At 64.5% G+C, this 13046-nt stretch carries 12 protein-coding genes and 1 pseudogene; 7 read left to right on the top strand and 6 right to left on the bottom strand.

The features are described 5' to 3' along the window. Window positions 1-6: 6 nt before the first annotated feature. The 3 genes from AC5Y42_RS17960 to AC5Y42_RS17950 are packed head-to-tail and all read right to left on the bottom strand — an operon-like array spanning window position 7 to window position 2511. Window positions 7-1467 carry an aminotransferase class I/II-fold pyridoxal phosphate-dependent enzyme gene (locus tag AC5Y42_RS17960; RefSeq protein ID WP_499899946.1) on the bottom strand — a complete coding sequence of 487 codons (1461 nt, stop codon included), beginning with the start codon at window positions 1465-1467 and terminating at the stop codon, window positions 7-9. A gap of 11 nt (window positions 1468-1478) precedes the next feature. After that, window positions 1479-1907, bottom strand: a complete 429-nt coding sequence (locus AC5Y42_RS17955; protein WP_499899945.1) for a type II toxin-antitoxin system Rv0910 family toxin — start codon at window positions 1905-1907, stop codon at window positions 1479-1481. A gap of 43 nt (window positions 1908-1950) precedes the next feature. Continuing rightward, on the bottom strand, window positions 1951-2511 hold the full coding sequence (locus tag AC5Y42_RS17950; RefSeq protein WP_499899944.1) for a hypothetical protein: 561 nt from the start codon (window positions 2509-2511) through the stop codon (window positions 1951-1953). A gap of 162 nt (window positions 2512-2673) precedes the next feature. Between AC5Y42_RS17950 and AC5Y42_RS17945 the strand changes: the two genes are divergently transcribed. Continuing rightward, window positions 2674-3690: a DNA topoisomerase IB gene (locus AC5Y42_RS17945; protein ID WP_499899943.1), complete on the top strand. Its 1017-nt coding sequence runs from the start codon at window positions 2674-2676 to the stop codon at window positions 3688-3690. A gap of 35 nt (window positions 3691-3725) precedes the next feature. On the opposite strand, the gene AC5Y42_RS17940 is transcribed toward AC5Y42_RS17945, so the two are convergent. Next, a complete protein-coding gene (locus AC5Y42_RS17940; protein ID WP_499899942.1) occupies window positions 3726-4064 on the bottom strand; it encodes an aminopeptidase in 339 nt (112 codons plus the stop codon). Window positions 4065-4270: 206 nt separating this feature from the next. Here AC5Y42_RS17940 and AC5Y42_RS17935 point away from each other — a divergent pair, with 206 nt between their 5' ends. Together AC5Y42_RS17935 and AC5Y42_RS17930 are read left to right on the top strand one after the other, a co-directional pair. After that, entirely contained in the window at window positions 4271-5926 is a 1656-nt protein-coding gene (locus AC5Y42_RS17935) for a DUF4407 domain-containing protein (protein ID WP_499899941.1), read from the top strand. A gap of 204 nt (window positions 5927-6130) precedes the next feature. Continuing rightward, window positions 6131-6667: a peptidoglycan endopeptidase gene (locus AC5Y42_RS17930; RefSeq protein WP_499899994.1), complete on the top strand. Its 537-nt coding sequence runs from the start codon at window positions 6131-6133 to the stop codon at window positions 6665-6667. Between the two features lie 5 nt (window positions 6668-6672). Here AC5Y42_RS17930 and AC5Y42_RS17925 read toward each other — a convergent pair. After that, window positions 6673-7834, bottom strand: a pseudogene (locus tag AC5Y42_RS17925) (sulfotransferase family protein). 103 nt (window positions 7835-7937) lie between these two features. Between AC5Y42_RS17925 and AC5Y42_RS17920 the strand changes: the two are divergent. The 4 genes from AC5Y42_RS17920 to AC5Y42_RS17905 all read left to right on the top strand — a co-directional run bounded on the left by AC5Y42_RS17920 (window position 7938) and on the right by AC5Y42_RS17905 (window position 12219). After that, window positions 7938-8513, top strand: a complete 576-nt coding sequence (locus AC5Y42_RS17920; RefSeq protein WP_499899940.1) for a TetR/AcrR family transcriptional regulator — start codon at window positions 7938-7940, stop codon at window positions 8511-8513. Next, window positions 8510-9613: a DUF1214 domain-containing protein gene (locus AC5Y42_RS17915; RefSeq protein ID WP_499899939.1), complete on the top strand. Its 1104-nt coding sequence runs from the start codon at window positions 8510-8512 to the stop codon at window positions 9611-9613. The genes AC5Y42_RS17920 and AC5Y42_RS17915 overlap by 4 nt, the downstream gene beginning before the upstream one ends. Before the next feature lie 98 nt (window positions 9614-9711). Then, the gene (locus tag AC5Y42_RS17910) at window positions 9712-10809 is read left to right on the top strand and encodes a ferredoxin reductase (protein WP_499899938.1); all 1098 of its coding nucleotides are present in this window, start codon (window positions 9712-9714) and stop codon (window positions 10807-10809) included. A gap of 15 nt (window positions 10810-10824) precedes the next feature. Next, entirely contained in the window at window positions 10825-12219 is a 1395-nt protein-coding gene (locus tag AC5Y42_RS17905) for a fatty acid desaturase family protein (protein WP_499899937.1), read from the top strand. A gap of 6 nt (window positions 12220-12225) precedes the next feature. Here the strand turns inward: AC5Y42_RS17905 and AC5Y42_RS17900 are convergent, their stop codons facing one another. Continuing rightward, complete coding sequence (locus AC5Y42_RS17900; RefSeq protein ID WP_499899936.1) at window positions 12226-13044, bottom strand: MOSC domain-containing protein; 819 nt, start codon at window positions 13042-13044, stop codon at window positions 12226-12228. Window positions 13045-13046 lie beyond the last annotated feature (2 nt).

Here is a 13046-nt window from a genome sequence, read left to right as displayed (position 1 = left end):
GGTCGTCTACTCGACCACGCGGATGTGCTTCAACTGCGGATCGGCGGCATCAGGTAACGGCATGCCCGCCGCCAGGCTTGATCGCAAAAATTTGATGACGGCGTCGTTGAGCTTTTCTCCCGGCACCACCGCCGGTGTGCCGGGCGGATACGGGGTGATCTGCTCTGCTGCGATCCGACCGGCTGCCTTGTCGGCCGGGACGAGTTCGGTGGGGCCGAAAAACGCGTCTCGCGGCAGCATTACCGTCTCCAACTGAAGTTCATCGGGCGAGGGCAATCGAATTGCCGGCGGCCGCTCCAGCGAGTCGGCGGTGTTGCGCCAGGCCGTTAATGCGTCAACAAGGCGGTCGGCGGTGTGCTCGTCGTCGGCGAATGACAGCGTCGCGAGGATGCGAGCATGATCCGCCATTCCGATATCGAGGCGGTGGCTTTCCCGCAGCCAGTCGCGGGCCTGGTACCCGGTCGCGCCGGTGCCCGACACGTCCACCAGCACCTGCAGCCGGTCCAGGTCATGGGATGCCTCAACGCCGAGCAGCTGGTCCTCGAGTACCACGACGTCCGGTATCTGATTGATACGCTCGCGCACCGTGCGTGCGAGAGTGAGTGCGGCACCGAGCAATTCGTGACCATGCTGCACCATTTGGCGGCGCCAGCCATCCATTGCGGCATAGATCATCACATTCGGGCTAGTCGTCATCAACAGATCGGCGTTGGCCTCCAGTCGATCCTGGTCCACCAAGTCGCCCTGTACGTGGTACACCGACCCCTGCTCGAAGCCGGCCCCCATCTTGTGCACGCTGACCACGCACACGTCGGCGCCGGCGTCCATCGCCCAGGCGGGAAGGTCGGGGTGGAACGGCAGATGTGCGCCCCACGCTTCGTCGACGATCAATGGCTTGTCGCGTTCGTGACAGATGTCGGCGATCTCCGCGAGGTCCGCGCAGGTGCCGTAGGGCGTAGGGCTGACGATCAACGCGCCGGCCGCATCGGGATTCTGGTCCCAGGCGTCGCGTACCTGTTGCGGGGATGGCGGATGCGAAAGGTGACGATCGGCGTCCCAGCGTGGGGTGATCCAGTGTGGCTGGATGCCGGAAAAGATCAATCCGCCGACTATCGACTTGTGGCTGTCGCGCGGCACAAGTAGGCCACCGGACGCCGCTCCCGCTACCACCATCATCGCCGCCCGAACCGATAATGAACTGCCGCAGGTCGAGAAGAACGCCGCGGACGCCCCGACTGCGTCGGCCATCAGTTCCTGGGCATCCGAGAGGTACCGACCCCTCGAGCGCCAGTCGTCCAGACCTCCGCTGGCCAAAACGTCGTCGTGAAACGGCTCGCGCCCCAGCACCGCCAATACCCGCTCGTCGGCGCCGCGTCCCTGACGATGTCCGGGTGGGCTGAACCCGTACCGCTCCAACCGGTGATAGTCGGCCAATGCGTCTAACAGCGGCGCTCGGCGATGGTCCATGTCTTGTGTGGTTACTGCAACGCAGCCAGGTTGTCCACCGACTTCCGCACGTCGGACTTCAGCACCCGAGCCACCAGCCCGCCGATCGGGCCGTTGAGCAGGCCGCCCTTGAGCTTGGCGGTCATGTTGAACGTCGACCCCGGATCGTCATCGGTGACGTTCATGCTGACTCCGATCCGGATTCCACCGCGGCCACGGCCCTCCAACTCAATCGTGTGTGGCTCGTCGTACCGGGTGACCGTCCAGTGGATGACGTTGCGGAAGCCTTTTACCTTGACGCACGACGACACGCACGTGCCCTTCTCGAGGCGGGACGGGACCTCGCTTCGCCAGCCGGCGAAGATTGTCATCCAGTCCTGGAACCGGCTCAGGTCCGAGGCCAGTTTCCACGCCGCCTCGGGTTCGAGATCCGATGACGTCGAAACATCTACTTGTGCCACGTCCCTGTCCATACCCGGAGGCGACGGCCCGATAAACCCGGGGTCAGGTGCCCCAGGTCTCGCCGACTTGGGCGGCCACATCGATGACTTGCGCGGCTTGCGATTGTGGCGAATCGATTTCGTCACCGACATACTGCGCGATGAAGCGCCGGATCTCACCGTCAACGCCGGCCACGATGCGTAACACCTCACCGCGGATGGATTTCGACGACACGTGGACGGTGATATCCGACGCACGCGGCTTGGCGACGTCGATGATCAGCAGCAGCGGTTCGGCAGCGCGCGCGATCGCATGCAACGCAATGTCGCCGTCGACCAGGAACCGCTGTTTGTCCAGGCGGAGATCCACAAGTAGGTCGATGGCCAGCGGGATGTGGATGTTGAAGGTGATCGCGTCGTCGACGTTTCGGTGGACCTGCGGCTCCTGAATCCGGACCTTGGCGCTGATTTTGGCGATCTTGCCTGGTCCCTGAGCGATCGGCGCCATCTCAAACTCCTCACCGGCGATCGCGGCTAAGGCGGCGCCGACGCGGTCCTCGGTGACGGCTACCTCGAAGAACCGCCGGCCGAAATCCTCGTAGGTCATGTAGTCGAAGGTCTGCATAAGTTGATACCGTCTCACGTCCTGTTTCGGCTCCACGGTTGATCCGGTTGTGTCGGCTCAATCCGAATGTGGTCGTGGTGTCACCCGATACCGCCGCGGGTAAACCCATGCGGTGAACACGCAGTATTCGCAGCCGCGCATCCTTCCCAGGACGGCCGCGGCATGAGGTTGCGTCGAAGCACCGTCGGCGGCCCCGGAATTCGTCGCATCGGCCGGGGCCGGGGATTCTCGTACGTCGACAGCCAGCGGGACTGCGTCGACGACCCCGAGGTCTTGGCGCGTATCGAGGCGTTGGTGATACCGCCGGCGTGGAAGCACGTCTGGATCTGTCCGCATCCGAACGGCCACATCCAGGCCGTTGGCACCGACGCCGCCGGGCGTCGCCAGTACCTCTATCACGAGCGGTGGCAGGCCGAGCGGGCTGAGGAGAAGTATGACCGCGCGCTGAGCCTGGCCAAGCGCTTGCCTGATTGGCGTGACCGCGTGCTCGTCGACCTGCGTGGGCGCGGCCTGGAGCGCGATCGGGTGCTGGCAATCGGCCAGCAGTTGATTGATCGTGGTTATTTCCGGGCCGGCGGCGAGGAGTACGCGCAGGAGAATGGCAGTTTTGGGCTGGCGACTCTGCTTCGCGACCACGTCCGGCTGTGCCGCGACAGCGTGGAGTTCGACTACCCGGCCAAAAGCGGAGTGCGCCGGACGATTTCGTTGGAGGATCCGTTGGTGATCCGGGCGGTGCGCGCATTGTTGCGCGCCGACACCAAGATCCCGCGACTGCTGGCCTACCGGACGTCCGACGGCTGGTGCGAGGTGCGCGCTGACGATCTCAACTCCCGGTTCCGCGAGCTCGTCGGCGACGAATTCAGCGTCAAAGATCTGCGAACGTGGCACGGCACGGTGCTGGCCGCCGAGGCGTTCGCGACCGCTCGGGAGCCGACGTCGAAGACCGCACGCCGTCGCGAAGAAGCGGCCGTGATGCGGGCTGTCGCCGACGAATTGGGTAACACGCCCGCGGTCGCGCGTGGCTCCTACGTGGATCCGCGCGTCGTGACGGCCTATGAGCAAGGCATCACGATTGGCCCGGCGCTGCGCCGAGCCAAGCGCGAGCGCACACCGCTAGGACGACAGCATGTGCTCGAGCGGGCCACTGCGCGCATCATCAAACGCATCCAACGCAGTTGATCACCGAACCGCACGCTGCCCGGACGGATACCCGGTCAGACACTCGGTGATCTGCCCCCGCGCACAAACAGTGCCGCGATCACGGCTATCGCGCCGATCACAGCCACTGGGATGGTCCAGGACCGCCGGCTGGAGAGCGCCGACTGACATTCGGCCACGAAGTCAGTGTGCGGCACGATTTGGTTGAGGATCGGAATGCCGGCCACCGACTTGCTGTTGGCGGTTTCGGCGCTCTTGGTGTCACTGATCACGGCGTTTCCGCAGCCGATGTTGCCGCCGTTCTCGTCCGACACCGACACGGGCATCAGCAGTCCGATAACCCCGACGAGCAGAATCGCTGCCCCGACCACCAGAGCCAACCGCCGAACCGTCATGTTTGTCGCCCCCTTGCTCAGCTGTGTTGCCGGGATGCTACCGACACCGGAAGCGCACATGTGAGAGAATTCGTGCCATCGCACTGCAGCGATTTGGGGGCCTGCGCGATTCCGGATGCGTTGTGAACCGCACCACATGTCAACTCTGCCGGTCGGTGTCTGGTCGTGGCCCGTCAGTCGGCAAAACCTGGAGGTGTTCTCAGTCCATGTGCGCCCATAAAGCAGCCGAACCGCGCTGGGCCGGTTCGCGGACCACGACCGCGCTGGCCTGGCTGGGCGGTGGAGAGTGGCAGGAACTCAGTGAGCGTCACGAGCGGTCTGCTCATGCGATCACGGGCCTAGTCGTGGTGCTCATCGCTGCGCTGGCCGGACTTGTCATGGTGCTGACCATGTCGGAATCCCTGCGCTGGCCGATCCCGGCCATTGCGGCGCTGGCTCTGGCATTCGCAACGTTGGTCGGGGCGATCGCCCGCGCAATCGTCAGCGGCCCAGCGCGCGGCTGGCGCGGCATGGTCGGACGTGCAGCGATCGCGGTTGCCCTCGGCTTCGTGGTCGGTGAACTCGCTGCGCTGGCCGTCTTCTCCGGCTCGATCGACCACCGGCTCGACGCAGTTGCATCGCGCAATGCCGATTCGACAGCAGCCGTCGCGCAGGCCGCCGCCGATCTGCAGCAGACGCGCAACGCGCGTAACGCCCTCGACGAAGCCGTCGACAAGGCCCGCGCACACCGCGACGAAGCGCTGGTCGTGGCCCGCTGCGAGTACCACCCCACGCCGGCTTGCCCGCAGACCAACATCACCGGCGTACCCGGTACCGGGCCGGAAACACTAACGGCCAACGAACGTCTCGCCGACGCTCAGCAGGAACTGGATATCGCCATCGGCAATCGCGATAGGCAAGCCGCGGAGCTGGCTGCCCGACTCGACGCGGGTACCGCCCAACTCGCCCAGGCGCGTCACACCGTGATCGCCGAGACCGATCGCGGCCTGGCCGCGCGGTGGACCGCCATGCACGACATCACGACGGCTGACGCAGGTGCGCTGCTGTTGCGCGTCGTCACCGTCGGCTTCTTCATCCTGCTGGGCCTACTGCCGTTGATCCTGAAGTTGTTGGGCGGCGAGACGACCCACGATCGGCGCATAGCGGCCCACGCCCAACGCGATCACGCCGAGGTGGCGGCCGACACCGCGATCGCGGTCAAGCGAGCCGAAGTGCGCGCGGCAGCCGAAATGCTTTGGGCCGAGCAGCAACTCGCGCAGACCCGTCTTGCGGTCGAGGCGCAGTTGGAAATCGACCGCGCGAATCATCAGCGTCGAGTCATCGAGGCGATCGAGGTTCCGCCGGCCCCTGCGCCGGTCGAACAAGACATGTATTTGCCGATCGCCGCCGAGGCCGAGGCCGCAAGTCTGACGGCCGCCGAACGGCCCAGCAGCGAACAGACCGTCCCCCGGCCGGAGAACCTGCCGGCAGTACCGCGGCCTAGCCCGCTGCTGCCGACCATTCCCGAGGTCACCAAGACCGCGGCGCGCTGGATCCGGCCGTTGGTTCCGACGTTCGTCGCCCGCGCGATCGACACCACGACCCAGCCGCTGCGCACCGCACGCCAGGTGTTCGAAGAAGTCGAAGAGATCACCTTCTCGTTCAAACGCACCCGCAAGGTGACCGTCGACACCGAAGAGGCGGTCCGCCGACCGAACGCGTCGACGGCGGCTTACCGGGCAAGTGACGATGTCGGGCCGCGCGGCAGTCGCGTGCCGTTAGGTGCGGCTCATCGCCACGTCGCGCCGTCACTGGCGCCAAGTATGGATCCAAGCGAGCTCACCGAGCGGAACGGGCCGCGGGAGTTGCCGCCTGCTGAGTGAAGCGGGATTGCAATGCATTGCAATCCCTTTCAGGTCTTGCGTTATCGAAATGTTAGAAGTAGCTTGAATTTTCACTAAAGCTTTCGAAAAGACCATGGTGCTGCGCCTTTTGACCTATGTAATGTACGTCATTTTTTAGCGCCAAACGTGAGGGGCACCACAAATTTTGGTTGTCTATCGATCTTGTTGTTAATGTCCCGGCGCATGTTTGTTTTAGCAACGGTAATGGCGTTGATCCAGCAGGTTTCGGGGACGCCGTATGTCACGGGAGGGGATTCCCCTGCGGGAACGGACTGTTCGGGCTTGGCATCCTGGGTGTCCAATGCTGCGACTGACCGCCCGGTTTTCGGAGACAGATTCCATACCGCCACTGAAGAATCAGCACTTCTGGCGCGCGGTTTCCAGTACGGAACTGCGCCTGATGCTTTGGTGATCGGCTGGAACGGCAACCACACTGCAGTGACACTGCCGGACGGCACCGCGGTATCCAGCGGAGAAGGCGGCGGCGTCAAAATCGGTGGCGGCGGCGCTTATCAGCCCCAGTTCACTCATCACATGTTTCTGCCGGTGGACCCGGAGGCGATCGACGATGCCCTGCCGCCGCCGGACGGCGTCGTTCTGGTCGACGCCGTCGAACCGGAAGCACCCGCCCCTGAACCGGCTCCGGCCGACGAGGTGGACGCGGAAATGCCTGCGCCTGAGCCGGTCCCGGCCGACGATGAAGTTGGCGCAGGCGTCTAGGAGCATCACTCCAAGAAGCGCTGAACATACGGCGTGAAGCGGGTGGTGAGGTCGCCCTCGTCGAGCCCGAACATCTCGGCCGATGTGGCGACCTGACCGAGCCGGCCGCGTCGGTGACTCGCCAAATACTCGGCCATCCCGTTGCGTGCGTTGACGGTCAGCGGCTCGCCGGCAAGCTCGAAGAGCCGTTCGGTGACGCCGAGCTCGTTGGCCATGAAGTCGTCGAAGCGGAGGTCGATCGAACGCTCGGGTCCGATGACGTCCCGATCACGGATCAGCGCGCCCAGCATCAGCTCTAGACGGTCGATCCACGATGCCGCGATTTCGGTGACCGGCACCGGTGAGCGGTGCATCCGTGCGGTGTAGGTGATCATCGCGATCATCGACAACGCCACCGGCACCGGATCGCGGTGAGTACAGACGACAACCACGTGAGGGAAGACTTTGTCGAGTACCGGCAGTTGCTCGAGGTGCTGGGGGGGACTTGAGCAGCCAGCGACGCCCGCCACGGAGAAATTGCAGCGCCTTCAACTGCAGGGCCAGATACTCGTAGGCCGACGTCTGATCGTGGGCCAGGTAGTAGTCACGCCACCGCGGGACCTGCGCCAGGGTCTCGAACAGCATCGAGGAGAAGTCGTTGGCCAGGAGCTGAATCTCCTCGTGGACATGGTCGGTCGTCATCTCGTGCATGAGGCGAAAATGCGGCATGACGGCGTTCATCACCTCGACGGCGGCGTCCATCCGGGTACGGCGCGGATCCGGCTCGAGGCCGAGCTCGGCGGGCAGCGGAAACGGCTCGACGCTCTCCCAATACGGCAGGGTGCGAAACGTCGAGGCTGCCGCGAGCAGATTGTGCAGATGTGTGGTGCCGGTCCGTGGCAGACCGGCGATGACGATCGGCGGCTGCAACTCGATCTCGTAAATCTCGCGGTGCTGCTTCAACAGGGCAGTGAGCAGTAGCCGGTTTTTCAGCCAGCCCACCAGTTGTGCGTAAAAGTTGACGATTCCCGGTCCGTGCATGCCACTGACCTCATGTAGCGCCGCGAGGTACACGTCGAGGCGTTCCCGGTAGTCGTCGGGCCCGAAGTCGCTCAGCCCGGTGTCAGCGGTGGCCCTGGCATGGAGCGCGTCGACGTCTAGGGGGCACTCGGGCGCCATCGCGGCCATCAGTTCGCGGATCTGCTCGACGTCCGGGCTGAAGCACGGCTCGGCGAGGTCGTCAAGGTGAGTGATGTCGGTCACGCCGACTTAAGTTACTATGAGTTTCGTAATGACGACGGAGATTGGCCGACCCCGCGACAAGCGCATCGACAGCGCGGTGCTGCGCGCGGCCGTCGAGCTGCTCGCCGAGACCGGCTACGCCGAGCTGTCGGTCGACACGATCGCCCGGCGGGCAGGCACCAGCAAGCCGGCAATCTACCGGCGCTGGCCCAGCAAGGCGCACCTGGTACACGAGGCGGTGTTTCCGATCAGCGACGCGACCGCGCTGCCCGACACCGGGTCGTTGGCCGCCGACGTGCGGGAGATGGTGCGTCGCACTGCGGCGGTACTGACCACGCGGGCCGCGCGGGCGGCGCTGCCCGGGCTGGTCGGCGAGATGGCAGCGGATCTGACTCTGCATTCCGCGCTGCTGGAGCGTTTCGGCGGCATCCTTTCGCGCGGTCTGTCCGAGCGACTGGACGCCGCCGTCGAGCGCGGCGAAGCGCGGCCCGACATCACCGCCGCCGAGGTGGTCGAGGCCGTCGCCGGCACCACATTTTTGGCGCTGCTCACCCGAGGGGACGCGCTCGACGACACCTGGGTGGTACGCACTGCCGCCCTGATCACGAGAGGAATCAGCGTATGACGCACCAGTCGACGGCCGCGTGGCACGAGTTGTTGGAGACCCTGGGCAGCCTTGACCATTCGTTTCTCGAGGGCGACCGCGTGGTGACCGACGACCGGCACATCGCCGACGGCTACCGCATGCTGGCCACGACGCTGGGGGTGGCTTTCGACACCTATCTCTTCGCCGAGCCCAGCAGGCCGGCATTCGTGGAAGTCAACACGCCGTTTCGGCGCGACCGGCGTTGGGGCGGCGACAACACCGACGCCTACTACTACGTCTGCCCGGTCGACCCGCAGCGGCGCTACCACATCAGCGGCAATCGCGGTGACAGCGTTTACTTTTCGCTGACGGCCTATAACGAGCCGTCGCCGGGCGCTTGGTCGGATCGGATCGTGGCGATCGTGCGTGACGACGATCTCGACATCGACGCGGACGGCAACTTCTCGTTCGAGCTCGGGCCCACCCCGGATGCGGCGGTGCTGATGACCCGGGACTACCAGGCCGACCCGCTCACCGGGCGGCCCGTCAGCTGGCGCATCGAGGCGTTGGACGAACCCGATCCGGTGCGGCACGGCGACGCCGAAACCGCTGCGGCGCTGCGGGCCGGCGCCGCCTGGCTACGCACGATGTTCGCCATTGTGCCGCTTGCCGTCGGGGTGCGGTCCGACGACGCGCATACCCTTGGGCACGAAATCTCGCAGATCGCAAACCAATTCGCAGATCCGTACCAGGTGCCCGACGCCAACTTCGGCTGGTCGGCGCGTGACGCCTGTTATGCCTACGGCAGCTTTGTGCTCGCCGACGACGAAGCGCTTGTCATCACCCACCGACCGCCGGCATGCCGGTTCTGGAACCTGGTGGTGTGGAACCAGTTCATGGCCACCCACAGTGTCATCGACGCGCGCAGTTCCATCAACGGCCACAGCGCGCTGCTCAACGCAGACGGCACGGTGACGATCGTCATCTCGCGGGGCATGACGGCACACCCGAATGCGCTCACCACGCTGGACTATCCGCGCGGCAACCTCGCCTTCCGGTGGTTTCTTGCCGACGCGGTTCCGGCTCGCCCGGAGGTGCGGTTGGTGAAGGTCGCTGATGCTCCGAGCGCTATACAGTGAACGTTCGTTTCATATGATGACCGTTTGGAAAACACGTTTGAACAGCGCATTCGTCGCATTTCCTTGAACTTGGTGGACAGCTGTGTACCATCGCGATCATGGCGGAACGCGGCGCTCAGCCCCCGGTTCCACGCGGTCGGCGGCTGTTCCTAAGAGCAGTGCGGCAACTGTTCAGTCCGTTACGTCCAGACGATTACCTCGAGATGATCAACCCGCTCTGGACGACGAAGGAACTACGCGGAAAAGTGGAGCGCGTCGAGGCGCAGGGCTCAGAAGCGGCGAGTGTCCTGATTCGGCCGGGCTATGAATGGCGAGGGCACCAACCGGGCCAATACGTGCGGCTCGGCGTGATCATCGACGGCCGTTACCACTGGCGGGCATATTCGCTGACCTCGGATCCCCAGCCCGAGGACGGGCTGATCAGCGTCACCCCCAAAAGGGTGGACAGCGGCGTGGTGTCACCGTACCTGGTCGAACGAGTCAAGCCCGGCGACATCATTCGGCTCGGTGAGATCGAGGGAGTCTTCACACTGCCCGAGCCGCCGCCGTCGAAAATGCTATTCATCAGCGCCGGTAGCGGCATCACACCGATCATGAGCATGCTGCGTAGCCTTGATCGGCGCGGCGAGCTAGGCGATGTCGTGGTTATGCACTCCGCGCGCAACCGCGAACAAGTCATGTTTTTGGCCTTTCTCGAAGACCTCGACCGCCGTTGCGACGGGATGCGGCTCGACGTGCGGCTCACGTCCGAGCGGGGCCGAATGTCGCCGGACGACCTGGACGAGTTGGTTCCGGACTGGCGCGAACGCGAGGCCTTCTGTTCTGGCCCCAGCGAGTTGCTCGATGCGCTGATCGAGCATTGGGAGAAAAACGGTGATGCAGATCGCCTGCACTTCGAGCGGTTCCAGCCGAAAATCGGCGGGGATGCGGGGGAAGGACAAGGCGGTTGCGTCAGCTTTCTGGACAGCGGCACAACCGTCGAATGTGACGGCGGCACACCGATTCTGGAAGCCGGCGAGCAGGCCGGTCTCAATCTCGCGTACGGCTGTCGGATCGGAATTTGCCATACCTGTGTCGGAACGCTGAAGTCCGGCAAGCTGCGCGATCTGCGCTCCGGCGACGTCTCAGAGCCCACCGGGGCGGACGTGCGGATCTGCATCAACACCGCCGAAGGCGACGTCGAACTCGAACTGTGATCGGAAGGAGCCATAGTGACGACTGCTGTAAAGAGCCCGCTTGCCCGTCTGAATGAACAAGAACTGGAAAAACTCGCCAAGGAATTCGACGCGATTCACGACGAGGTGTTTGCCGATCTCGGCGAGCGCGACCGGCACTACATCAAGACGGTCATTTCGGTACAGCGGCAGATCGTGGTTGTCGGACGGGTACTGCTGCTGGCGTCGCGGTCGAAAACCGCGTGGGCGCTCGGCACGGCGTGCCTGGGCATGGCCAAAATCTTGGAGAACATGGAGATCGGCCACAATGTGATGCACGGTCAATGGGATTGGATGAACGATCCCGATATCCACTCCTCGGTGTGGGATTGGGATACGGCGTCAACCGCCGAGGCGTGGAAGCACTCGCACAATTACATCCATCACACCTTCACCAATATTCGGGGCAAGGACAAGGATCTCGGCTACGAGATCATGCGAATCGATCCCGCTCAGAAATGGCACCCGGTCTATCTGGCGCAACCGTTCTACAACCTACTGCTTACCTTGCTCTTTGAGTGGGGCGTTGCGGTGCACGACACCGACCTCAAAGCCTTGTGGGCGGGCGAGAAGTCGATGTCCGACTTGCGCAACGACTTCAAAGGCATTGCCGGCAAGGCACGCTCGCAAATTCAGAAGGATTACGTCGGCTGGCCGGTTATCAGCGCGGGTGCTTTCGGGCTTGCGCAGTTAGCCCTGCGCGGCCGCATCGATCAGCCAGCGGAGTCTCGCGTCAGCAGACTGCTTCGGAGGATATCGCGCAAGGACAGAATCGGGTCAACCGCGAGTTTTCTGGACCGGGTATTTGCGGGCGCGGAGAGCACGTACTTGCGCACCCTGGCCGCCGATGCGCTGGCCAACATCATCCGCAACGTGTGGGCCCATGCCATCATCTTCTGCGGACATTTCCCGGACCAGACCTATACGTTCAGCCAGAGCGAAGTGGAAGATGAGACGCGCGGCGGCTGGTACGTCCGCCAGTTGATCGGCGCGGCCAACATCGACGGCAGTCCGCTGTTTCACGTCATCAGCGGCAATTTGGGTTATCAAGTGGAGCATCACCTGTATCCGGACATGCCCAGCAGTCGATACTCGGAGATCGCACCGAAGGTCAAGGATATCTGCGAGCGCTACCAGCTGCCGTACAACTCCGGACGATTTTCGAAGCAGTGGTACACGGTGCACCGCAGCATCTTCCGGTTGGCTTTCCCCGGCGGGAAGTCCCGCCCGAAGCCTGGGCCATACCACAGCGCGGAACGGCGTGCGGGGACGCAGAATTCGAGCGAGGCTACCCGCTTCCGCGATCGTGTCCCGGCCGAACACCCGGACGCAGGCCCGGAGCACGACTCGAGCGGCGTCGAGGTGCAGCCGCCGCCGCGCGGTAACGATTGAGTAGACCTAGGCCAGGCTGACCGGATCGCCGGTGTGGATGGTGCCGCCGGTTACCACCTCCAGGTACACGCCGGCACACGGCACCGATCCGGAACCCGGTGACTCCACTCGGTTTTCGGCCACCAGTGTGCGCAGCGCGTGCAGAGCTCGCGGAAGTGTGCCGTGCTCGAGGGTGGGAACCGCGCACCGCGATGTCGGCTTGAGGACACTCAGCCGCGTCTCCCCCACGCTCAACTCCCTGCCCACCCAGGTGTTTTCCGCGTAGGGCGGATAGTCGGGCGGTACCGAGATCACCAGGTTGGGCCGGTAGCGCAATGCTTCGGTCCCGACACGGTCCAGGGTGGCCGTCGTGATCGCGTGCAGCGGAGCGAGGTCGGTGAACGAATCTCCCGGCGTCGCGGCGGCGATCTCGACAATGCGGGTGTCGACCTCGGCGTCCATTCCCTGCTCGAGCACCTGCTCCGGGTCGGGCCGTTCGAGCGTGGCGCCCTGCGGCCGCTTGCGCACCAGTTGGACCGGGCGTCCCAACAGCCTCGACAGCAAGTCGTCGATATCCGGGTCGTCGGCGGCCACCCTCGTCCCGTCCGGTATTCGAATGTGTACGTGGCCGTTATCCCGAGTGGCGCTGAAGTGCAACAGCTCACGCCACAACCGTGGCTGCTTGGCGCTGGCCACCCGCCCGGTGACCGCATCAACCAGCGCCAGCCTCCGGTCTCCGTCGGCTCCTCGCTCGTCGACGACCATGCTGGTCACCACCTCGCCCAGCATTGACTTGACCGGATAGCGGCACAGACTCTCGACGCTCATCTGCACTGGACCGGTCATGA

The sequence above is a fragment of the Mycobacterium sp. NGS48 genome (genome assembly GCF_059812585.1).
This window is presented reverse-complemented; position numbering and strand designations above follow the sequence as displayed.